Annotated in this window: 19 protein-coding genes; 13 read left to right on the top strand and 6 right to left on the bottom strand. The window is 44.2% G+C overall.

Annotation, left to right across the window (positions count from 1 at the left end):
- The first annotated feature begins 295 nt into the window (after positions 1–295).
- Positions 296–1,135 (top strand): fatty acid metabolism transcriptional regulator FadR, encoded by an 840-nt coding sequence (gene fadR / locus AB4585_RS13760; protein ID WP_017062161.1) that lies wholly within the window; start codon positions 296–298, stop codon positions 1,133–1,135.
- A 194-nt stretch (positions 1,136–1,329) separates the two neighbouring features.
- On the opposite strand, the gene AB4585_RS13755 is transcribed toward fadR, so the two are convergent.
- Together AB4585_RS13755 and metG are read right to left on the bottom strand one after the other, a co-directional pair.
- Positions 1,330–1,809, bottom strand: coding sequence for a DUF1456 family protein (locus tag AB4585_RS13755; RefSeq protein ID WP_372170060.1), 480 nt, complete (start codon positions 1,807–1,809; stop codon positions 1,330–1,332).
- 221 nt (positions 1,810–2,030) lie between these two features.
- Positions 2,031–4,091 (bottom strand): methionine--tRNA ligase, encoded by a 2,061-nt coding sequence (gene metG / locus AB4585_RS13750; RefSeq protein WP_017062160.1) that lies wholly within the window; start codon positions 4,089–4,091, stop codon positions 2,031–2,033.
- Positions 4,092–4,248: 157 nt separating this feature from the next.
- Here metG and apbC point away from each other — a divergent pair, with 157 nt between their 5' ends.
- The 3 genes from apbC to AB4585_RS13735 all read left to right on the top strand — a co-directional run bounded on the left by apbC (position 4,249) and on the right by AB4585_RS13735 (position 8,488).
- Entirely contained in the window at positions 4,249–5,325 is a 1,077-nt protein-coding gene (gene apbC / locus AB4585_RS13745; protein ID WP_017063474.1) for an iron-sulfur cluster carrier protein ApbC, read from the top strand.
- 276 nt (positions 5,326–5,601) lie between these two features.
- Entirely contained in the window at positions 5,602–6,243 is a 642-nt protein-coding gene (gene udk, locus AB4585_RS13740; RefSeq protein WP_004734002.1) for a uridine kinase, read from the top strand.
- A 106-nt stretch (positions 6,244–6,349) separates the two neighbouring features.
- The gene (locus AB4585_RS13735) at positions 6,350–8,488 is read left to right on the top strand and encodes an AsmA family protein (protein ID WP_102427874.1); all 2,139 of its coding nucleotides are present in this window, start codon (positions 6,350–6,352) and stop codon (positions 8,486–8,488) included.
- Positions 8,489–8,711: 223 nt separating this feature from the next.
- Here the strand turns inward: AB4585_RS13735 and cobO are convergent, their stop codons facing one another.
- Positions 8,712–9,317, bottom strand: a complete 606-nt coding sequence (gene cobO, locus AB4585_RS13730) for a cob(I)yrinic acid a,c-diamide adenosyltransferase (protein ID WP_017062158.1) — start codon at positions 9,315–9,317, stop codon at positions 8,712–8,714.
- Positions 9,318–9,401: 84 nt separating this feature from the next.
- Here cobO and AB4585_RS13725 point away from each other — a divergent pair, with 84 nt between their 5' ends.
- Entirely contained in the window at positions 9,402–9,851 is a 450-nt protein-coding gene (locus AB4585_RS13725; protein WP_029235137.1) for a low molecular weight protein-tyrosine-phosphatase, read from the top strand.
- 114 nt (positions 9,852–9,965) lie between these two features.
- Here the strand turns inward: AB4585_RS13725 and AB4585_RS13720 are convergent, their stop codons facing one another.
- Positions 9,966–11,513, bottom strand: a complete 1,548-nt coding sequence (locus AB4585_RS13720) for a SulP family inorganic anion transporter (RefSeq protein ID WP_017063477.1) — start codon at positions 11,511–11,513, stop codon at positions 9,966–9,968.
- A 258-nt stretch (positions 11,514–11,771) separates the two neighbouring features.
- On the bottom strand, positions 11,772–14,936 hold the full coding sequence (gene rne / locus AB4585_RS13715; protein ID WP_372170057.1) for a ribonuclease E: 3,165 nt from the start codon (positions 14,934–14,936) through the stop codon (positions 11,772–11,774).
- 618 nt (positions 14,937–15,554) lie between these two features.
- On the opposite strand from rne, the gene rluC reads away from it, so the two are divergent.
- Positions 15,555–16,499, top strand: coding sequence for a 23S rRNA pseudouridine(955/2504/2580) synthase RluC (rluC, locus tag AB4585_RS13710; protein ID WP_017054981.1), 945 nt, complete (start codon positions 15,555–15,557; stop codon positions 16,497–16,499).
- 266 nt (positions 16,500–16,765) lie between these two features.
- On the opposite strand, the gene AB4585_RS13705 is transcribed toward rluC, so the two are convergent.
- Complete coding sequence (locus AB4585_RS13705) at positions 16,766–17,347, bottom strand: nucleoside triphosphate pyrophosphatase (RefSeq protein ID WP_372170055.1); 582 nt, start codon at positions 17,345–17,347, stop codon at positions 16,766–16,768.
- Positions 17,348–17,496: 149 nt separating this feature from the next.
- Here AB4585_RS13705 and yceD point away from each other — a divergent pair, with 149 nt between their 5' ends.
- From yceD to acpP, 7 genes are all read left to right on the top strand, one after another.
- Entirely contained in the window at positions 17,497–18,024 is a 528-nt protein-coding gene (yceD, locus tag AB4585_RS13700; RefSeq protein ID WP_017062153.1) for a 23S rRNA accumulation protein YceD, read from the top strand.
- A gap of 35 nt (positions 18,025–18,059) precedes the next feature.
- Complete coding sequence (rpmF, locus tag AB4585_RS13695) at positions 18,060–18,230, top strand: 50S ribosomal protein L32 (RefSeq protein ID WP_004737376.1); 171 nt, start codon at positions 18,060–18,062, stop codon at positions 18,228–18,230.
- Positions 18,231–18,239: 9 nt separating this feature from the next.
- Positions 18,240–19,265, top strand: a complete 1,026-nt coding sequence (plsX, locus tag AB4585_RS13690) for a phosphate acyltransferase PlsX (RefSeq protein WP_017062152.1) — start codon at positions 18,240–18,242, stop codon at positions 19,263–19,265.
- A gap of 5 nt (positions 19,266–19,270) precedes the next feature.
- Positions 19,271–20,221 carry a beta-ketoacyl-ACP synthase III gene (locus tag AB4585_RS13685; RefSeq protein WP_017054985.1) on the top strand — a complete coding sequence of 317 codons (951 nt, stop codon included), beginning with the start codon at positions 19,271–19,273 and terminating at the stop codon, positions 20,219–20,221.
- A gap of 80 nt (positions 20,222–20,301) precedes the next feature.
- Positions 20,302–21,225, top strand: a complete 924-nt coding sequence (fabD, locus tag AB4585_RS13680; protein WP_017063479.1) for an ACP S-malonyltransferase — start codon at positions 20,302–20,304, stop codon at positions 21,223–21,225.
- Positions 21,226–21,250: 25 nt separating this feature from the next.
- Positions 21,251–21,985, top strand: a complete 735-nt coding sequence (gene fabG, locus AB4585_RS13675; RefSeq protein WP_010437280.1) for a 3-oxoacyl-ACP reductase FabG — start codon at positions 21,251–21,253, stop codon at positions 21,983–21,985.
- Between the two features lie 166 nt (positions 21,986–22,151).
- Complete coding sequence (gene acpP, locus AB4585_RS13670) at positions 22,152–22,385, top strand: acyl carrier protein (protein ID WP_004737381.1); 234 nt, start codon at positions 22,152–22,154, stop codon at positions 22,383–22,385.
- Positions 22,386–22,439: the final 54 nt, after the last annotated feature.

Here is a 22,439-nt window from a genome sequence, read left to right as displayed (position 1 = left end):
AATAACGACGGCTTATATATGATTATTACAACTTAATATTGCAAATTAATAGCTTTAAAAATATGACCAATACCATTGATTTTAAAGAAAAATTGTTGTGTTAACGGTTTGTTTAAATGGTGGTTTAGAGTCGCTTGCTTTACAAACCTGAGGTGCAAACGTGTGCTGAACTTTAGAGTTATAACTCTAACGGTGTTTAGGGTGAGTAAAATTTTTGAGGGTGTTTCCGCTAGGTGTGAACTAGTGGTATGATGAGTAAATTAGAACAGAATAATTAAATTGGATTGAAGTGTAGATGGTCATTAAGGCGAAGAGCCCGGCAGGATTTGCAGAGAAGTATATCATTGAAAGTATTTGGAATGGCCGTTTCCCTCCAGGTTCTATCTTGCCCGCAGAGCGTGAGCTTTCTGAGCTGATTGGTGTTACACGTACTACGCTTCGTGAAGTACTACAACGTCTTGCTCGTGATGGTTGGTTGACAATCCAACATGGCAAACCAACTAAAGTTAACCAGTTTATGGAAACCTCAGGTCTTCATATCCTTGATACGCTAATGACGTTGGACGTTGATAACGCAAGCAAAATGGTAGAAGACCTGCTTGCTGCTCGTACTAATATCAGCCCGATCTTTATGCGTTATGCATTCAAAGCAAACAAAGAAGCTTCAGAGCGTACTATCAGTAACGTGATTGAATCTTGTGAAGCGCTACTTGCGGCACCAACTTGGGATGAGTTCCTAGAATCGTCGCCATACGCTGACAAGATCAAACAAGCGGTAAAAGAAGATTCAGAAAAAGATGAAGCGAAACGTCAGACGATCTTAATCGCGAAGACTTTCAACTTCTATGATTACATGCTTTTCCAACGTTTGGCATTCCACTCAGGCAACCAGATTTACGGCCTGATCTTTAACGGTGTGCGTAAACTTTATGACCGTATCGGTAGCTACTACTTCTCTAACCCAGAAGCACGACGTTTAGCGATGGACTTTTATAAAGAGTTGTTCATTATCTGTGAAAGTGGCGAGCGCGAAACTTTGCCATTAGTGATTCGTAACTACGGTATCGCAAGTGCACAAGTTTGGAATGAAATGAAAACGACATTGCCGACGAACTTCACTGAAGACGACAGCTAAGCCATAGGTTTACTATTGTTGTTCCTGTTTAGTCAGTGACGTAAAGAAAACGAAAAAGCGGCGAGATAATTCAATTATCTCGCCGCTTTTTATTTATCTGTCGTTACTAGAAAATTATCAGTGGGTCAGTTACTTACCTATGACGAGTAATTTATCTATGTGTAGCAACTTAAAATTTATCTAGGAGTAGTAACTTAACCCGTAAACTCTTCTGAGTCTGGACGGTTGGTAAATTGCACACCGTTTAGAAAATCGCAAAGTAGTTGGTCTTCACACACTTTGTAGTTTTTGTTTTCTGGCTTGCGGAAGTAAGCGCCGATTTCGTACTTGCTCAAGCTAATGCCAACCACTTCTAGTACGTCCAAAACATCTTCTACTTTCATGTTCAATGCGATACGAAGCTTCATGAAGATCATGTTGTTCGTCAGTGCAACTTCAGGTTTAGGTTGCTCGCCTTCTTTTTTGCCACGCTTAAGGTTGATGAAACCATTTAGGAATACCGCTAACTCTTTATCTTTCATCTTAGAGCATGACTTGTCGTTGTCATCTTTTAGCCAGTTAATCACTTGGTCATGAGCAACAGTCACATCAGCTTGTTCGATAGCTTTGATGATTTGTGCATTTTTAAGGTTTAGTGCGTGTTGAATACGACGCAAGATTTCGTTGTTAGTCACTGGGGATTCCTAAAAAGGGTTTTAGAGTAAAGAGGTGTTGGTTTAGCCTATTTTTGTCGACGAACCAATTTCTACTCTACATAGCATAGTTGACGGCGACTCTAACAGAGAACGCTAATTTTCGGTAGATATAAAAAATCCCCAATGCTGATTAACTCTTTCAAGTCAAAAATGCATTAGGGATTTAGTGATGGGTGCTTGTTATCTGACTGGAGTCAGAATTACATTACACGCATACCAGGTTGAGCACCTTCGTGTGGCTCAAGGATCCATAGGTCGCTGCCGCCAGGGCCCGCTGCTAGGATCATGCCTTCAGACATACCAAACTTCATCTTACGAGGTTTTAGGTTTGCTACCATTACAGTTAGCTTGCCTTCTAGCTCTTCAGGTTTGTATGCTGATTTGATACCAGAGAATACTTGGCGAGTCTCACCACCGATGTCTAGTTGGAACTTCAGTAGTTTGTTCGCTTTTGGTACTTCTTCACAAGAGATGATACGAGCGATACGCATGTCTACTGCTGCAAAGGCATCGAACTCAATCTCGTCTGCGATTGGCTCTTTGTCTAGCTCAGTTTGGCTTGCTTGCTCTTTTTCAGCTTCTGCTTTTTCTTTCGCTGCTGCTTCAGCGGCTGCATCTTCTTTAGAAGACTCAACCATTGCTTCCACTTTCTTAGGGTCAATGCGGTTGAATAGCGCTTTGAACTTAGTGATCTCGTGATCAGTTAGCGGAGTAGCAATCGCTTCCCACGTTAGCTCTTCGTTTAGGAAAGCTTCAGTGCGAGCTGCAAGCTCTGGCATCACTGGTTTCAGGTAAGCCATCAGTACGCGGAATAGGTTAATACCTACAGAAGAAACTTGTTGAAGCTCAGCTTCTTTGCCTTCTTCTTTTGCAAGAACCCAAGGTGCTTTTTCGTCGATGTACTGGTTAGCTTTATCCGCTAGTGCAGTGATTTCACGGATAGCACGGCTGAATTCACGAGTTTCGTATAGCTCACCGATACGCTCAGCAGCAGCAACGAATTCGTTGTATAGCTCAGGCTCTGCAAATTCAGCAGCTAGCTTGCCTTCAAAACGCTTAGTAATGAAGCCAGCGTTACGAGAAGCTAGGTTAACAATCTTGTTTACTACGTCAGCGTTTACACGTTGAGTGAAGTCTTCAAGGTTAAGATCTAAGTCATCGATGCGGCTGTTTAGTTTCGCAGCGTAGTAGTAACGTAGACACTCAGGGTCTAGGTGGTTTAGGTACGTGCTTGCTTTGATGAATGTGCCTTTCGACTTAGACATCTTCGCACCGTTCACTGTTACGTAGCCGTGTACGAATACGTTGTTTGGCTTACGGAAACCTGCGCCGTCTAGCATTGCTGGCCAGAATAGGCTGTGGAAGTAAACAATGTCTTTACCGATGAAGTGGTAAAGCTCAGTTGTGCTGTCTTTCTTCCAGTATTCATCGAAGTTTAGATCGTCACGTTTGTCACATAGGTTCTTGAAAGAAGCCATGTAGCCAACAGGTGCGTCTAGCCATACGTAGAAGAACTTGTCTTTTTCGCCTGGGATTTCAAAGCCGAAGTAAGGTGCATCACGTGAGATATCCCACTGTTGCAGACCAGACTCAAACCATTCCTGCATTTTGTTTGCAGTTTCATTCTGTAGAGAGCCAGAACGAGTCCACTCTTTAAGCATGCTTTCGAACTGAGGTAGGTCGAAGAAGAAGTGCTCAGAGTCTTTCATTACTGGAGTTGCGCCAGAAACCGCTGATTTAGGGTTAATTAGCTCAGTTGGGCTGTATGTCTCACCACAGTTATCACAGTTATCACCATACTGGTCTTCTGACTTACACTTAGGGCAAGTACCTTTTACGAAGCGGTCTGGTAGGAACATCTCTTTCTCAGGATCGAAAAGCTGAGAAATAGTGCGGCTAGAAATGAAGCCGTTCTTTTTAAGTTCTAAGTAGATGTGAGAAGCCAGTTCACGGTTCTCTTCGCTGTGTGTGCTGTGGTAGTTATCAAAGCTGATATCAAAGCCAGCGAAGTCTTTTTGGTGCTCTTCACTAACAGCAGCGATCATCTCTTCTGGCGTGATACCCATCTGTTGAGCTTTAAGCATAATTGGCGTGCCGTGAGCATCGTCAGCACAGATGAAGTTTACAGTGTTGCCACGTAGACGCTGGTATCGAACCCAGATATCAGCTTGGATATGCTCAAGCATATGGCCAAGGTGAATAGAGCCGTTAGCGTACGGAAGCGCACAAGTTACCAAAAGTTGTCTTGGATCAGTTGCCATACTTAATAATTCGCTTTTTTGATAGGTATAAATTTGAGAGGTAATACTACTTTATAACGTGTGATACGCCAAGGTATCAGACTAAGGATTCCCCTAGTTTTTTAGGGGTTCAGTCTTCATCTCGTGGGTGATAGCATAAATAAAAAAAGGAGTCCCAATGCGTAACTTTACTTCTAAGCAAGATTTCTGTTCATGGTTGAATGAGTTCGAGTCACCAATCCTCATCCCAGAGTGGGCGCTACACCAAAATATTGTATCGGTTGATCCGCGTGGATCATTTGTTATCACCTTACCTTTTGCCGCTAATCAGCTTGCGGTTGAATTGGAACAGTGGATTCACTCTCAGATTGAACAACAGCTTGTTAGCGCTTTTCAGTTTGAAGTGAAGGTGAAGCCGTCTGCGTTAGAAACCACGGTTGCGACACCATTGAAGGGGGTGAAGAACATCATCGCCGTGACATCTGCAAAGGGTGGGGTGGGTAAATCGACCACTTCAGTCAACCTTGCTTTGGCTTTATCTAAGTCTGGTTCAAAAGTGGGTTTGTTGGATGCGGATATCTATGGTCCTTCTGTACCTATGATGCTTGGCCAATTAGATGCGAAACCAGAAGTCCAGAATAACAAGTGGATGATGCCAATCGAAGCGCACGGTATTTTCACTCACTCTATCGGTTATCTTGTGTCGAAAGATGACGCTGCGATTTGGCGCGGTCCAATGGCGGCCAAGGCTTTAGGTCAGCTTGTTAACGAAACCGTATGGCCAGAGTTGGATTATCTAGTTATTGATATGCCACCGGGCACGGGCGATATTCAGCTGACGTTATCGCAACAGATCCCAGTGACCGGGGCTGTAGTGGTGACCACTCCTCAAGATTTGGCGCTAGCGGATGCACGTAAAGGCGTAGCGATGTTTGATAAGGTGAGTGTGCCAGTCGCAGGCTTAGTTGAAAACATGAGCTATCATATTTGTAGTCACTGTGGTGAGAAAGAGCATATCTTTGGTGTTGGTGGTGCCGAAGCTATGTCAGAAGAGTTTTACCTCGATATTTTGGCACAGATCCCTCTTCATATTGATGTGCGAGAAGATATCGATGCAGGTTGCCCGACGGTGATTCGTCGTCCAGATAGTGAACATACACGTCACTACTTAGAGCTTGCAGAGAATGTGGCTGCGAAGATGTTCTGGACCGGCAAGGCGAGACCAGAAGCGATTAACTTCTCTATGGTTGAATAACGAATCTATGGTTGAATAGCGCAAGTTAATCACAAAGTCGTTTAAATATAGTTTGGATTAGATAAACAGCGGTGGATTTAAGTCAATATCCATTGGGCTTGTGCAAATAGTTGTAGGCAAGTTATTTGAAAGCAAACGATTGCATTCATTAAATGCATTGATATCATCAATTTGACTGCAATTAGCTAAAATGGCGACTAGAATCTATGTGCTTTAGCCCCTATAATCAGGCGGTTTATCTCTTCCCACCACCAAACCATATCGGGTGCAAAATTAATGTCTGATAATAATCAATGTGTCATCGTAGGTATCGCTGGCGCTTCAGCTTCAGGAAAAAGTCTGATTGCTAGTACAATTTATAATGAATTGCGCGAAAAAGTAGGCGACCATCAAATTGGTGTTATCACGGAAGATTGCTATTACAGCGACCAAAGCCACTTGAGTATGGAAGAGCGTGTTAAAACTAACTACGATCACCCAAATGCACTAGATCATGATCTTTTATGTGAACATCTACAGCAGCTAATGAGTGGCAACGCCGTAGAAGTTCCTGAATACAGCTACACAGAGCACACACGTACTTCTGAAACGACTACACTTACTCCAAAGAAAGTGATCATTTTAGAGGGTATTCTGCTTCTAACAGACCCGCGTCTTCGTAAACTAATGCACGCAAGTGTGTTTATGGATACACCATTAGACATCTGTCTATTACGCCGTGTTAAGCGTGATGTAGAAGAGCGTGGTCGTACAATGGACACTGTACTTAAGCAATACCAAGAAACAGTACGTCCAATGTTCATGCAGTTTATCGAGCCTTCAAAACAACATGCAGACATCATCGTTCCTCGTGGTGGTAAAAACCGTATTGCGATTGATGTGCTAAAAGCGCACATTGCGAAGTTGTTGAAGTCTTAATCGAATAAAATTTTGCCTAAGTGACTCACTTAGCTTTATTTTTTACCGAATCAGTGGCACTTTTATAGTGCCACTTTCTTTTGGAATCTAAGCAAGGAATATGCGGATGAAGAAACTACTCATTTTCATAGCTGTACCAGTGTTTGTTGTCGTTGCAGCAATTCTGGCACTAGTGCTGTTAGTGAATCCCAACCAATTTAAGCCATTAATTGTCGAACAAGCCCAAAAACACACAGGCCTAGAGCTAGTGATCGAGGGTGATATCAGCTGGCAATTCTTCCCATCCATTGGCTTTGAACTTGGTCAAACTGAATTACGCAACCCTGAAGGTTTTACGCAACCTAACCTATTTAAGGTTGATACCGTTGGCGTTGACGTTTCGGTTACTCCGCTATTTAGCAACCAACTAGAGATCGGCAACATTACTCTAGATGGTGCAGAATTCTATTTAGAAACGCTTAAAGATGGTCGCAAGAACATTGATGCACTAACGCAAGCGTCAGCGCCTCAAGAATCTGAGCCTGCAGCAGGCACAAGTTCTGAATCAGCGCCTGCCCCTCAAGAGCAAACTACCACAGACGCATCGGGTTGGACGATCAACCTTGCAGGCGTAACTGTATCAAACGCATTGTTTGAAATGGACGACAAGCAAGCGGGTTCATTCACTAAGCTATACGATGTGTCTTTGAATCTTTCTGAGTTTGCCGTTGATACATGGACAACCGCGACATTTGCGGCTTCTGGTGAGAACAATCAACAGAAGTTCTCTGCACAAGGCAGTGCAGAATTCAAATTAGCTGAAGGCTTTGCAAGTTACGCACTTCGTAATATCGACTTAAACGCTAAGTTCAATGATCCAGCGACGTCGATTGAGTCAGCAAAAATTGGCTTGAATACGTTTGAGTTCGATAAGGTAAACCAACTGACTTACGCTGTAATCGGTAATGCAGCTGGCCTTGACCTTGATCTTAAAGGTGGCGGTGAACTTACTGTTGATAGCGCGATTTCAAAAGTAACGCTGAACAAGTTAACGTTAGACTCAACATTCAAAGGCGACACGCTTCCTCAGTCTCCAATGAAAGTCGACATGCTGTCTGACTTAAGCTTCGATCTTAACAAGAGCCACCTGAGCTTTGTGTTAGAGAAGCTACAAGCTAACGCTATTGCATTAGACGGTAAAGCAGACGTAATCCTATCTGAAATACCAAAGGTTCGTTTCTCTCTTCATAGCCCGAATATTGATTTAGATGAATTCTTAGGCTTAGGCAATACAACAGAAACAGCGAGCACAGCGCCTTCTGGTTCTGCTGGTGGTTCAACGTCAAGTTCTGGTAGTTCAGATCCAGCTAAAGAAGTGGAACCTGATCTGTCGGCTCTGAAAACGTTAGACGTGAAAGGTGACATCACGATTGATAAGTTCAAGGCGAACAACGCGAAGATGCAGAATGTTAAAACCGCATTTTCGGTTAACCGTGGTATCGCAGAGCTAACCTCATTCACCTCGAATCTTTACCAAGGTTCTATTTCTGCTACTGCAAAGTTAGACGCTCGTAAAACACCAGCGACTTACACGGCTAAGAAGAAAATCAAAGGCGTGAAAGTACAACCGTTACTGGTTGATGTTGCAGATAACGATATGCTGGAAGGTACCGGTAATATTGATGTCAACGTGAAAGGTAAGAGTCTAACTCCGACGGGTATCAAGAAAAACCTAGTCGGTACTATCGCGATTAACTTTGAAGATGGTGCAGTTAACGGCATCAACGTAGCTCAACTGATTCGAGAAAACTACGCTAAGATCAAGGGCGAGAAAGTTGAAAGCACAAATGAAGCTCAAAAAACGGACTTCAGTGCAATGAAAGCGACGCTGAAAGTGGATAAAGGTTGGGTTTCAACTAACGACTTATCAGCACAGTCGCCACTGTTACGTGTGACAGGTCAAGGTAAAGCAAACTTCATCAATGAAACGGTCGACTTCCTTGTGCGTACATCAATTGTGGGTTCACTTGAAGGTCAGGGCGGTAAGAGCATCGACGACCTGAAAGATGTGACTATCCCAATTAAGGTAACAGGTCAGTGGGCAGCCCCGAAATTTGCACTTGTTTTTGATGATGTATTGAAACAGAAAGCACAGAAAGAAATTGATCGTGGTTTAGAAAAGTTAGACGAAAAGTACGGTGACAAGATCAAAGATGAGAAAACAAGAGACGCAGTAAACGGTCTACTAAAAGGTTTGTTTAACTAGTCTTCATCTCATTTAAAAATGAACAAAGCGCCACTCCTGTTGTAGGAATGGCGCTTTTTATTTTTGGCTCGATAATACTCAAGAGAGATTCCCTATGACACTCGTCCCTCGCTCTAGGGAATGACGATAGGCCGTCGTCCTTTGTTCAAGAGCGTAACGGCCTAGTGGTCGTCATCCTCGAGAGGGAAGAATGACCGAGTCGGGGATCTCTGGTTGAAGGTGATTACCAGTCAACGCCTTGTAGCGCTTTAACACCAGATTCAAAAGCGTGTTTCACATTGCGAACTTCAGATACTGTATCTGCTATCTCAGTAAGAGTACGGTGCGCGCCACGACCTGTAATGATGACAGACTGCATCTTCGGGCGGTTATTCAACGCCTCAACCACTTCATCGAGTTCGATGTAACCGTAGCTAACCATGTAAGTCAGTTCATCAAACAGAATCACATCGATCGACTCATCAGCCAGCATGCGTTGGCACTCTTTCCATACACGCTGCGCAGCTTCAATATCTTGCGCTTTGTTCTGAGTTTCCCAAGTAAAGCCTGTGCCCATGACTTGGAACTCGACATCAAGCTTTTGCAGAACGTTTTTTTCGCCGTTATCCCAGGTACCTTTAACAAACTGAGCAACGGCGCATTTCTTACCATGACCAACTGCACGTGTAATCGTACCAAAACCGGATGTTGATTTACCTTTACCGTTACCCGTGATGACCAGCAATAGGCCTTTTACTTCTTGTGCTGCAGCGACACGTGCATCGACTTGTTCTTTTACTTTCTGTTGTCTTGCTTTGTGGCGTTGTTCTTTGTTGTCTTCAGTCGACATAACAAATCCTTTTAAGTTGTGATTGCGTCTATCATAGCCTAACTTAACGATAGCAAAAACCATCGGAAGAACAGGTGATTAGGGATGAAAAAGATACTCGTAGTTTGTATGGGGAATATTTGCCGCTCGCCAACAGGTGAAGCGGTGCTAAGGAAGAAAGCGCAACAGCTGGATATTGATGTTGTGGTCGACTCTGCGGGGACGATTGGTTTTCATCAAGGCAACCCGCCAGACTCGCGATCCAAATCTGCAGGAGAGAAGCGAGGCTACAGCTTTAAGGGGATTACTTCTCGTAAAGTGGTTGATAATGACTTCGAAGAATTTGACCTGATACTCGCGGCAGATAGAGCCAATTTAGACGACTTAATGAGCCAGTGTCCAGCTCACTTCCAATACAAGCTTGCGTTATTTTTAAGCTTTGGAGAGTCACAATATCAAGAGATCCCCGATCCGTATTATGGTGAGGGAAATGGTTTTGAATTGGTGTTGGATTTAATCGAAGAGTCTAGCGAAGCGATACTGCGTTCGATGTAGTGTAGGAACAATGTACGTCGTTTTGTTATCAGCGTAAGGGCTGACCGATAGGTATAAAAAAGGCCGACATTGAATGTCGGCCTCTCTAAATCTAACTTAAAGCTACAGCTAAGATTACTTAGACATTACTTTGTAGATTGGGTCTTCTGCAACGTTCGCTTCAACTAAGCTACCTGCTTTGTGCAGCATAGCAACACAGTCTTGGCTTAGGTGGCGAAGGTGAAGTGTTTTACCTAGCGCCGCGTAACGGTCAGCAATCGTGTCGATCGCTTCAATTGCAGAGTGGTCAGTCACGCGTGAGTTTGCGAAATCAACGATTACATCTTGTGGATCGTTGTATGCGTCAAACAACTCTAGGAAGTTAGCCGTTGAACCAAAGAAGATTGGGCCGTTAACTTTGTACTCTTTTGAGCCTTCAGCGTTTACTGATGTATCTGCGTAGATGTGTTTAGCATGTTGCCAAGCAAACATTAGCGCAGAAGCGACAACACCAACACCTACTGCCACAGCAAGATCAGTCAGTACTGTTACTACGGTAACAAGAACGATAACGAAGAAGTCTTGTTTAGGAACGCGACGCGCAAGCTTGAAGGTTGCCCATTCAAATGTGCCGATAACAACCATGAACATTACGCCCACAAGTGCTGCTAGAGGAATCATTTCAATCAGTGCAGAACCGAACAGGATGAACATCAGTAGTGCAACTGCGGCGACGATACCTGAAAGACGACCACGACCACCTGAGTTTACGTTGATCATCGATTGACCGATCATCGCACAACCACCCATCGCACCGAATACAGAACACGTTACGTTAGCCATACCTTGACCAACACATTCACGGTTAGATTGACCACGAGTGTTTGTCATTTCATCTAGTACTGTCAGTGTCAGTAGAGACTCGATCAGGCCGATAGCCGCAAGGATAATTGCGTACGGTAGGATGATCTGTAGTGTCTCAAAAGAAAACGGAACAGCAGGAATAGAGAACGTTGGTAGAGAACCCGCTAGCGTTGCAGCTTCGTCACCAGACATTGTACGAAGGAAGTCGACAACAGTTCGAGTTTCAAGGTCAAGACCGACAACCAAAGCCGTTACTGTAACAATAGCAACCAGTGAAGATGGTACCGCTGTTGTTAGCTTAGGTAGGAAGTGGATGATAGCCATTGTAAGGGCTACTAAACCCAGCATGAGTGTCATTTGACCGCTTGGTAGCCAAGTTAATGCACCTGTTACGTCTGGCGCTTTAAACTGACCAAGCTGAGCTAGGAAGATAACAATGGCCAAACCGTTCACGAAACCAATCATTACTGGGTGTGGAACGATACGGATAAATTTACCTAGTTTAAATACACCTGCTGCAATTTGCAGAAGGCCAGCCAGCATAACGGCTGCGAATAGGTATTGAACACCATGGGTTGCCACTAGGCTCACCATTACAACGGCCATTGCGCCGGTTGCGCCAGAAATCATACCTGGACGGCCGCCAAAGACAGAAGTGATTAAACCTACGATGAATGCTGCATAAAGACCAACCATTGGGTCAACGCCAGCAACAAAGGCGAATGCTACAGCTTCAGGTACCAGAGCCAGGGCTACTGTAAGACCTGAAAGCACGTCATTCTTTACAGAGTGCTTTGAAAATTGTGGGAATTCGAACATGTTTGCTCAGCTATGCTTAAGATGGATTTACCGACACGGGTGTATTGCGTAGCCAAACAGTGATGGAAAAGAGCGGCAATAGCGAAGTGTCGAAAAGATAAGTGCGCGAATGCTACCCAAAAATGTGATTAAGTTCAAGGTTGAACCTAACTTTGAGTAATATATCTGTTAATTTTTATTCGATTAGTAGATATGAAAAAGGCTGCTTTAATAAGCAGCCTTTGATTCTATTTACTCGCGATTACCTATCAGTAATCACTAGTAGTTTGGCTTAGTCATCGCCGCGCCAGCTTTGTTCGACGCTGCCTGACTGCCTGCACCTTTCGATACAAAACGTTCAGTGCGGAACGGAGCTGCAATCACTTCAATCTCTTTGATCTCTTGAGGACCAGGAGCTTTAGTCATTGGTGAACCGGCTTGCTTCTTAGCAACAGCTGCCTTTGGTGCCGCTTTAGGAGCTTCTGCTTTAACAACAGGTGCTTCTTCAACTTTTGCACTTTCAGCTTTAGGCGCTTCAGCTTCAACAACTGGTGTTGCTTCTGCTTGCACAGCTTCTGCTACAACAGGCGCTTCAACTTTCGTCGCTTCTGCAATCACTGGAGCTTCAACTTTCGCGGTTTCAACAACCACTGGTGCTTCTTCAACGACTGCAGGAGCTTCAACTGCAGCAGGAGTCTCAGCTACTTGAGCTTCAACAGCAGCATCTTCACGACGGATGATAACTTTACCCATTGCAAGCTCTGGACATGCGAAGCCGCCAGTCATTGCTACGTTGCTTTGTGGTGCCGTCTCTAGAGCAACATTCTGCTCTTGAACAGATGTTTGAGCTTCAGCTGCTACTTGAACTTCAGCCACTTCAGGCTTTGCCAGCTTGTGGTGAGGTTTTGGAATGAAGCGAGGCATCACTTTACCCATAGCCATCTCTGGAGAAGCTACACCACCTTTACGTAGGCGGAATGGGTTAGGGCGACGATCACGACCGCGACGACGACGTTGACCACTTGCACGTAGGTGACGTGGAGAACGACGGTTACGACGTTGTTTCGGCTCTTCCTGTTCAGTTTGCTCTGCATTCGCTTGAGTTGCTTCTACTTGTTCCGCAACTTTTTGCTCTTGAGCTACTGACTGTTCTTTTGAAACAGATAGTTCTTTAGCAGCAACCTGCTCATTTGAAGCGTTATCTTCAGCTTGAGCTTGTTGGTCTTTAACACGAACTTGCTTGTTCAGTTTACGACGCTGACGACGCTCTTTAATCTTAGCTGCTTTCGCTTCAGGTTTAGCCTTAGGCGCTTCCGGTTTACCAGCTTGTGCTTCTGCTGCTAGCTGTAGACCTTCTTCTGCTAATTTAGATGGTGCTTGCTCTTCGCGTTGCTTCTGCTCATCACGTGGCTTGTTGCGACGGTCTTGCTTAGGCTTGCGAGGCTGACGAGTTTGCTGTGGAGCTGCTTCTTTTTGCTCTTCAGGCTTCTCATCACGAGCTGGCTTACGGCGGCGTTTGTTGTCACGGTTTTCGTTACGATTGTCACCACGTTCACCACGGTCGTTACGCTGTTCGCCACGCTCACCACGTTGGTTACGACGACGGTTATCGTTACGATCACGGCGTTGACGGTTGCCGTTGTTACGATTGTTTTTAGGTTTTTCTTCTTTCTTCTCTTCTTCTTTTTTCTCTTCTTGAGTTGAAGAGCCAAATAAGAAGCTACCGATAGCTTTGAAGAAACGACCAATTAGGCCTGGTTCTTGAGTCGCTGCTGGTTCAGCTTTCTTCTCTTCTACAGCTTTAGGTGCTGGAGCAGGAGTTGGTGCTGATTGAGCAGGAGCTGCGAAGCCTTTCAGAGCAGGTTCTTCGATCTTCTTAGGACGAATAGTCTGTTCAGCAGGCTCTTTGCTTTCCGCTTCTTTTAGAGCTTCTAGCTTGTTAGGCAGCAAGTAAGATAGTAGATCGAACTCTTCACCTTCACGAACACGGATAACCTCAAAATGCGGCGTTTCCATGTCTGAGTTAGGAACAACAGTGATCTTAACTTCTTGGTTCTTCTCGATGTGGTTTACTGAGCGACGTTTTTCGTTCAGAAGGTAAGAAGCGATTGGAACAGGCACAACAGCAAGTACTTGTGCTGTGTTGTCTTTTAGAGCTTCTTCTTCAATCAAACGTAGAACAGAAAGTGCTAGAGATTCGTTATCACGAACAACACCAGTACCTGTACAACGAGGACAAATGTGGTGGCTTGCTTCTGCTAGTGATGGGCTCAAACGTTGACGAGACATCTCTAGAAGACCAAAGCGAGAAATACGACCAATCTGAACACGTGCGCGATCTAAACGAACGGCATCACGTAGACGGCTTTCTACTTCGCGTTGGTGGCGAACCGGGGTCATATCGATAAAGTCGATTACAACAAGACCACCTAGGTCACGTAGACGTAATTGACGTGCAATTTCATCGGCAGCTTCTAGGTTAGTGTTAAGTGCTGTTTCTTCAATATCGCCGCCCTTTGTTGCACGAGCAGAGTTGATATCGATAGAAGTCAGTGCTTCTGTTGGGTCGATTACGATAGAACCACCAGATGGAAGACGAACTTCACGTTGGAAAGCAGATTCGATCTGGCTTTCAATCTGGTAATGGCTGAATAGTGGCACTTCACCATCGTATTTCTTAACGCGATTCATGAAATCTGGGCGTATTAATTGAATGTGCGCTTGTGCACGTTCAAAAATAGTATTGCTGTCGATTAGAATCTCGCCAATATCACGACGTAGGTAGTCACGAATTGCGCGAACAATAACGTTACTCTCTTGGTGAATTAGGAAAGGAGCTGCATTTGAATCAGAAGCTTGCTTGATAGCGCCCCAATGGTTCAATAGAACATTCAGGTCCCACTCTAGCTCTTCTGCGCTTTTGCCAACACCCGCTGTACGCACGATTAAGCCCATACCTTGAGGAAGCTCAAGAGTGCTTAATGCTGCTTTCAGTTGAGTGCGTTCATCACCTTCGATACGACGAGAAATACCGCCAGCACGAGGGTTATTAGGCATAAGAACTAAGTAACTACCAGCCAAAGAGATGAAAGTTGTCAGTGCAGCACCTTTGCTACCACGTTCTTCTTTCTCTACTTGTACGATTACTTCTTGGCCTTCTTTTAGCACTTCTTTAATGCTAGGACGGCCTTGGTATGTATAACCTTCAGGGAAGTATTCGCGGGCAATTTCTTTAAGAGGGAGGAAACCGTGACGTTCTGCGCCGTAATCAACGAATGCCGCTTCTAGGCTTGGTTCAATACGGGTAATACGTCCTTTGTAGATATTCGCTTTCTTTGACTCGTGACCTGGACTTTCGATATCTAGATCGAACAGTCGTTGGCCATCAACCAAAGCGACACGCAACTCTTCTTTTTGAGTTGCGTTAATTAACATTCTTTTCATTTAGGAATTCTCATTGTCTTTTCTTATTTTCATCATTGTTCTTATCGCTTTATTTCGTTTCTCATGGTGCCAGATCCCATGGCTTTATCGGTGCAGCCTCCCGGCTGGAGAGGGATGCTCTGGGGCACGTCAGTCATCATAGGGAGTTAGCCTATGATCCGCGATGTGGCGGTGAATACTCAACATGAGTGTACGTGAGTAGAGCGATAAGGAACTCAGTTGACCGTGTCTTACGCCGATTGCAGCACTGTCTAATCTGAGTTATCTACTCATTTACTTGCTTATGAATGGTTAACTGTTTAAATAATAGTCAAACCACTGATAGCAGCTGTGAACTATAGCAGCGGTCGGTAAACACAGCAATCTGCTTTGTCGGAATGCTGTAAAAAAAACAGTTTTTGTTTGGGTTTTGATAGCTCTAACTCACTGTCTATAAATAATTTATCAATTGATATTTTAATTTGCAGGAATCTTGATGCTTTTTTGTTCGAAGAATCAAAGAAATATAGAACTTCAATGACCATTTTGGGATAGATCGGTAAGGATTAGGGATAAATAAGTTCGGAATAGGGCTAAGAAAATATCAATTATCAAAAGTGACAGTGATACAATAGCGCAATGAGCGAAATTAGAACCCAAGTCCAATTCGTCGACATTGACGAAGATATGGCTGGTCAGCGTATTGATAACTTCTTACGCAACCAATTAAAAAACATCCCGAAAAGCATGATTTACCGAATCGTGCGTAAAGGCGAAGTCCGCGTAAATAAAAAACGCATCAAGGCTGAGTACAAACTAAAAGCTGGCGATTTAGTTCGTATCCCTCCGGTTACTATTGAAGAGAAAACAGAAGAGAACGTGCCGAGCACGAAACTCAACAAGGTTTCAGAATTAGAACAGTGCATCATTTATGAAGATGATCACATGCTAATTCTTAACAAACCGTCTGGCACTGCTGTTCATGGTGGTAGCGGATTAAAATTTGGCGCGATTGAAGCATTACGTGCTCTTCGCCCTGATGCTCGTTTTCTTGAATTAGTGCACCGTATCGATAGAGATACGTCTGGCATTTTGCTTGTTGCTAAGAAGCGCTCGGCGCTAAGACACCTTCAAGCACAGTTCCGTGAAAAAACGGTTCAAAAATACTACTTCGCTTTAGTTATGGGCGAATGGAAGAACAGCTGCAAAGTCGTCAACGCACCTTTGTTGAAAAATGAAGTGAACAGCATTGTTCGAGTTAACCCGAATGGTAAAGCTTCTGAAACCCGTTTTAAGGTTTTAGAAAAATTCCAAGAGGCGACGTTGATTCAAGCAAGCCCAATTACAGGCCGAACACACCAAATTCGTGTGCACGCTCAGTATACTGGTCACCCAATTGCTTGGGATGATCGCTACGGTGATCGTCGTTTTGATGCTTACACGGGTAAGGTTGGTCTTGATCGTCTGTTCCTACATGCAGCAAACATCAAGTTCACACACCCAGGTAGTGAAGAGAAGATGGATATCTCGGCGCCAATGGAAAGAAGGCTAGAGAAAGCCCTAACTGGTTTACGTAAGCTTTAAGAAGATACGAGATACGAAGGTATAGAGTGCCTCTAAATTTGTTCTTCAGTATCCATAAATGAGAAAGGTTGACGAATATCGTCAACCTTTTTTGTTTTCATCTGTTGTAGAAGATCCCCAAGTCGCTCGTTCCTCGCCCTTGAGGATGACGACTTTTTAAAATCACGCTCTATATCATTAGTTGGTTAGATAAAATTGCGTGTTCCGCCATTCCCTAGACTGACGAAGGAAGGAGTAGGGAATCTCTAACAAAGAGAGCGTATCCGTTATAGTACACCCATTCCTTGCGCTTCTAACATATCGACTAGATCGATCAGCGGTAAGCCGATCAAAGTATTTGGATCTTTACCTTCCATCTGTTTAAACAACGCGATGCCTAACCCTTCACACATAAAACTGCCCGCGCAGTAATAAGGTTGTTCTTTCTCGACATAACTCATGATCTGTTGCTTAGTTAAATCGCGGAAATGCACAACAAAGGTGTCGAGACGCGTGTCAGCTTCATTGGTCTCGTTGTTCCAAACCGAAAGCCCAGTATAAAAAGTAATGCTCTTGCCGCTTTGACGAGATAACTGCTCGATCGCTTTTTCTCGAGTGTGAGGCTTACCTATGATCTCTCCATCAATCACACAAACCTGATCAGAACCGATGACTAAGCTAGGTTGCTCCAATGCACAAGACTTAGCTTTTGTCTCAGCAAGGCGCATCACCAGCTGTTGAGGCGTCTCTTCAGGAAGCGGCGTTTCATCGCAGTCTGGCTTGGCTGTAATGAAGCTTAACTGTAGTTTTTTGAGGATCTCTTGCCTAAATGGTGATGTAGAGGCTAAAACTAGTTGGTAATTTCTCATTTTAATTTACAATTCAAGGAAGCATTTATCTCAGGATAACGTAACTTGTCCTGCTATTCATAATGCTCTGAATAGGAAAGGCAGGAAAGTACATTTTTTTTGCCATTTCCTTTGACTAAACACGATTTGGAAGATAAGATTCGCGCCCTATGCAAAAGGAAAAAATACCGCGTACAGTTGATCCGGCAAGAACGGCTCAAAAACGACTCGATATGGATGGTATCATTCAGGTCAGTCTTTTGAAGCGTTTAACTGAAGCAACTGAAGGCGTAAAACGTGACGCGCAAGTCTCAATGTCATTTGGGCTTGATGAACAACGATTAGTCGTTATCTCTGGTAAAGCTAACGTCGAAGTCGATTTAGAGTGTCAACGTTGTAATGAGGTTTTCGCACATGAGTGCGATGTCCAATTTACTTATACTCCTGTTTACAGTGAGAAAAGTGAAGAGGAAGCACCGGAAGAGTACGATTTGGTAGATCTGAACGAGTACGGTGAGTTAGACCTGATTCAATTAGTTGAAGACGAGTTCATCCTTGGATTGCCACAAATAGCAATGCACGACGATGCGAAATGTAGCGTTAACTCAAATAACTTGGTGTTTGGTGAACTTCCTGAAGAAATTGAGGAAGACAAAAAGCCGAATCCATTTGATGTTTTAAAAAGCTTAAAGAAGTAATTGCTTCTTTAAGAATTTACATAGGAGTAGGGTCAATGGCCGTACAAAAGAGCAAGAAATCACGTTCAATGCGTGGCATGCGTCGTTCACACGATGCGCTAACTACAGCTGCACTTTCTGTAGACGCAACTTCAGGTGAAACTCACCTACGTCACAACGTGACTGCCGAAGGTTTCTACCGCGGCAAAAAGGTTATCAACAAGTAAGGTTGACCTTTGCAAAATCTAACCGTTGCGCTTGATGCAATGGGCGGGGACTTCGGTCCTCGTGTAACAGTGCCTGCCGCCGTGCAGGCACTGTCGTATTTCCCAGAGCTAAAAGTCATTCTAATAGGTGATCGAAACGCGATCACATCTCAATTATCTTCATTAGGTCGAATGCCTGATTCTCGTTTGAGTATCCAGCATTGTGATCGAGTCATTTCCAATTCTGAAAAACCTTCACTAGCCTTACGTAATAGTCAGGGTAGCTCTATGCGTGCCGCTATCGATCTGGTTGCCGAATCACAGGCTGATGCTTGTGTGAGTGGTGGTAACACTGGCGCACTGATGGCTTTATCCCGTTTCAGACTCAAGCTTCTTCCCGGTATTGATAGGCCTGCATTGGTTTCAGCTTTGCCTACTGCATCCGGAAATCGCACATGGATGCTTGATTTAGGGGCGAACGTTTCTAGTGACGCAGATTCACTGTTTCAGTTTGCTGTCATGGGCAGTGCATTAGCAGAACAACATTTAGGTCGCGCACCACGTGTCGCTATCTTGAATATCGGTGCAGAAGAAATTAAAGGCAATGACCTTGTAAAACGATGCGCTGAAATGTTGTCTAATACTCAGTCTGTGAACTTCATAGGCTATATTGAAGGTAATCAATTACTTCAAGATGCTGCTGATGTCGTCGTATGTGATGGTTTTGTGGGCAATGTCTGCTTAAAAACGTGCGAAGGTACGGCTCAGCTCTTTATTGATAAGCTAAAAACGCGCATGATGGCTTCAACAATAAAGGGTTGGATAGCCAGAATGCTGTTTTCTGAGCTATTTACTGAATTAAAAACCTTGAACCCCGACCAGTATAACGGCGCAAGTTTGTTAGGATTGCGCGGCATTGTCATTAAAAGTCATGGAAGTGCTGATGTGTCTGCAGTCGTCAACGCGATTGGTGAAGCAGTACACGAGGTCAAACGACAAGTCCCCAGCCGCATTAGCGATCGTTTGGAAGCGGTTTTACTCGAGAGGCATTATTAGTCTTCATGTATAGCAAAATTTTAGGTACTGGCAGCTACTTGCCATCTCAGGTGCGTACTAACGCAGACTTAGAGAAAATGGTAGAGACTAGCGATGAGTGGATCGTTGCTAGAACGGGTATTAAAGAGCGTCGTATTTCAGCGGAAAACGAAACCGTTGCTGATATGGCGTTTTACGCTGCTGAAAATGCCATTGAAATGGCAGGTATCGACAAAGAAGAGATTGATTTAATCATCGTTGCGACAACCAGCAGTAGCCACACATTCCCGTCTTCGGCATGTCAGGTACAAGGCAAGCTTGGTATCAAAGGCTGCCCTGCGTTTGATTTGGCTGCAGCGTGTTCTGGTTTTGTCTACGCACTGTCTGTTGCTGATCAACACATCAAGACTGGCATGTGTAAGAACGTTTTGGTAATTGGTGCTGATGCACTGTCAAAAACCTGTGATCCGACTGACCGCTCTACTATCATCCTATTTGGTGATGCAGCAGGCGCGGTGGTTGTAGGCGCAAGCGAAGAGCCAGGTATTTTGTCTACTCATATTTACTCTGATGGTAAATACGGTGAGCTTCTAAGCCTAGAAGTACCAGAGCGCGGCGGTGATGCAGACAAATGGCTGCACATGGCGGGCAACGAAGTATTTAAAGTGGCGGTAACTCAGCTTTCTAAGCTAGTTAAAGACACCTTAGCGGCGAACAATATGGATAAGTCAGAGCTTGATTGGTTAGTTCCACACCAAGCGAACTACCGTATTATCTCGGCAACCGCTAAAAAGCTGACGATGTCGCTTGATCAAGTAGTGATTACTCTTGATAAGCACGGCAACACGTCAGCAGCTACCGTACCAACGGCCCTAGATGAGGCTGTTCGCGACGGGCGAATTAAACGTGGTCAAACGCTTCTACTTGAAGCATTTGGCGGCGGCTTCACTTGGGGTTCTGCGTTAGTTAAATTCTAACCCTAAGCGATAATCAACAAACAAGGCACATAACTTATGTGCCTTATTCAATTTTTTGCTTTGCTTAAAGGAAAATTACAATGAGCAAATTTGCTATCGTATTCCCAGGCCAAGGCTCTCAAGCTATCGGTATGCTTGCTGACCTAGGCGAACAGTATGATGTTGTTAAAAAGACATTTGCTGAAGCTTCAGAAGCACTTGGTTACGATCTATGGGCATTGGTTCAAGATGGTCCTGTAGAAAATCTAAATGAAACTTTTCGCACTCAACCGGCTCTATTAACAGCGTCTGTTGCAATTTGGCGTGTATGGCAAGAGCTTGGCCTAGAGCAACCTGTAAATCTAGCAGGTCACAGCCTAGGTGAATATTCTGCTCTTGTATGTGCCGGCGTTATCGACTTTAAAGAAGCGATCAAGCTGGTTGAACTACGTGGTCAACTGATGCAAGAAGCGGTTCCTGCAGGTGTTGGTGCAATGTACGCAATCATCGGTCTAGACGATGAAGCGATTGCTAAAGCGTGTGAAGAAGCTGCGCAAGACGAAGTTGTGTCTCCAGTTAACTTTAACTCTCCTGGCCAAGTTGTTATCGCGGGTAACAAAGCTGCAGTAGAGCGTGCTGGTGCACTTTGTAAAGAAGCGGGCGCTAAGCGTGCACTTCCGTTACCTGTTTCTGTGCCGTCTCACTGTGCACTGATGAAGCCAGCAGCAGATAAGCTAGCAGTGGCTCTAGAAGCTCTAGAGTTCAACACGCCAGCATTGCCTGTTATCAATAACGTTGATGTTATTGCTGAAACAGACCCTGCAAAAATTAAAGACGCACTTGTTCGTCAGCTATACAGCCCAGTTCGTTGGACTGAAGGTGTACAAGCGATGAATGAGCAAGGCGTTGAGAAGCTACTTGAATTAGGCCCTGGTAAAGTTCTTACTGGCCTAACAAAACGAATCGTAAAAACTATGACAGCTGCTGCAGTTAACGACACTGCATCACTAGAAGCTGCTAAGTAAATAACCACTTAATAGAGAAGTTATGATGAATTTAGAAGGCAAAGTTGCACTAGTTACAGGCGCAAGCCGTGGTATCGGTCGTGCAATCGCTGAACTTTTAGTTGAGCGTGGTGCTAAAGTTATCGGTACAGCTACTTCTGAAGGCGGCGCAGCTGCAATCAGTGAGTATCTGGGTGAGAATGGTAAAGGTCTTGCTCTTAATGTCACTGATGTTGACTCAATTGCTGCTACACTGAAAACCATCAACGATGAATTTGGTGCGATTGACATTCTAGTTAACAACGCTGGTATCACTCGTGATAACCTACTTATGCGTATGAAAGACGATGAGTGGAACGACATCATTGATACTAACCTAACGCCTATTTTCCGCATGTCTAAAGCTGTATTGCGTGGCATGATGAAGAAGCGTCAAGGCCGTATTGTTAACGTTGGTTCTGTAGTTGGTACTATGGGTAACGCTGGTCAAGCTAACTACGCAGCTGCAAAAGCTGGTGTAATTGGCTTTACTAAATCAATGGCTCGTGAAGTTGCGTCTCGTGGCATTACAGTAAACACTGTAGCGCCTGGTTTTATCGAAACAGACATGACTAAAGCGCTAAATGATGACCAACGTGCAGCAACTTTGGCGAATGTACCAGCAGGTCGACTAGGTGACCCTCGCGAAATCGCTGAAGCTGTGGTATTTTTGGCGTCACCTGCGGCAGCTTATATCACAGGTGAAACACTTCACGTCAATGGCGGTATGTACATGGTGTAAATTATGTGCAACATTTGTGCATGATTTAAGTCAAGATCATACGTAATTTCGGTTAAAATCGTGAAAATTGTGGTTTGACCAGAAAAGTTGACCTTGCAACTTTCAATAGATTGAATAAACTACGGAAAACATCGCATAAAGCGAACTCTGTAAAGGAAAAGAAAAAATGAGCAACCTCGAAGAACGCGTAAAGAAAATCATTGTTGAACAGCTAGGTGTAGACGAAGCTGAAGTTAAAAACGAAGCTTCTTTCGTTGATGACCTAGGTGCAGATTCTCTAGACACAGTTGAGCTAGTAATGGCTCTAGAAGAAGAATTCGACACTGAAATCCCAGATGAAGAAGCTGAGAAAATTACTACTGTTCAAGCAGCTATCGATTACGTAACTAGCGCTCAGTAATAATCTCTCCCAGGCGGTCACCTCGACCGCCTGTGTTTTATCTAACTCATCTAT

This window comes from Vibrio sp. 10N.222.49.C9 (assembly GCF_041474985.1).
GTDB classification, from domain to species: domain Bacteria; phylum Pseudomonadota; class Gammaproteobacteria; order Enterobacterales; family Vibrionaceae; genus Vibrio; species Vibrio crassostreae_C.
Note: the sequence above shows the minus strand (reverse complement) of the source record. Positions and strands in the feature narration are given on the sequence as shown.

Bases quoted from the DNA above. Each gene is read 5' to 3' on its own strand.
- fadR (WP_017062161.1), top strand. From the start codon at position 296: ATGGTCATTAAGGCGAAGAGCCCGGCAGGATTTGCAGAGAAGTATATC.
- metG (WP_017062160.1), bottom strand. From the start codon at position 4,091: ATGGCAACTGATCCAAGACAACTTTTGGTAACTTGTGCGCTTCCGTAC.
- apbC (WP_017063474.1), top strand. From the start codon at position 4,249: ATGCGTAACTTTACTTCTAAGCAAGATTTCTGTTCATGGTTGAATGAG.
- udk (WP_004734002.1), top strand. From the start codon at position 5,602: ATGTCTGATAATAATCAATGTGTCATCGTAGGTATCGCTGGCGCTTCA.
- AB4585_RS13735 (WP_102427874.1), top strand. From the start codon at position 6,350: ATGAAGAAACTACTCATTTTCATAGCTGTACCAGTGTTTGTTGTCGTT.
- cobO (WP_017062158.1), bottom strand. From the start codon at position 9,317: ATGTCGACTGAAGACAACAAAGAACAACGCCACAAAGCAAGACAACAG.
- AB4585_RS13725 (WP_029235137.1), top strand. From the start codon at position 9,402: ATGAAAAAGATACTCGTAGTTTGTATGGGGAATATTTGCCGCTCGCCA.
- AB4585_RS13720 (WP_017063477.1), bottom strand. From the start codon at position 11,513: ATGTTCGAATTCCCACAATTTTCAAAGCACTCTGTAAAGAATGACGTG.
- rne (WP_372170057.1), bottom strand. From the start codon at position 14,936: ATGAAAAGAATGTTAATTAACGCAACTCAAAAAGAAGAGTTGCGTGTC.
- rluC (WP_017054981.1), top strand. From the start codon at position 15,555: ATGAGCGAAATTAGAACCCAAGTCCAATTCGTCGACATTGACGAAGAT.
- AB4585_RS13705 (WP_372170055.1), bottom strand. From the start codon at position 17,347: ATGAGAAATTACCAACTAGTTTTAGCCTCTACATCACCATTTAGGCAA.
- yceD (WP_017062153.1), top strand. From the start codon at position 17,497: ATGCAAAAGGAAAAAATACCGCGTACAGTTGATCCGGCAAGAACGGCT.
- rpmF (WP_004737376.1), top strand. From the start codon at position 18,060: ATGGCCGTACAAAAGAGCAAGAAATCACGTTCAATGCGTGGCATGCGT.
- AB4585_RS13685 (WP_017054985.1), top strand. From the start codon at position 19,271: ATGTATAGCAAAATTTTAGGTACTGGCAGCTACTTGCCATCTCAGGTG.
- fabD (WP_017063479.1), top strand. From the start codon at position 20,302: ATGAGCAAATTTGCTATCGTATTCCCAGGCCAAGGCTCTCAAGCTATC.
- fabG (WP_010437280.1), top strand. From the start codon at position 21,251: ATGAATTTAGAAGGCAAAGTTGCACTAGTTACAGGCGCAAGCCGTGGT.
- acpP (WP_004737381.1), top strand. From the start codon at position 22,152: ATGAGCAACCTCGAAGAACGCGTAAAGAAAATCATTGTTGAACAGCTA.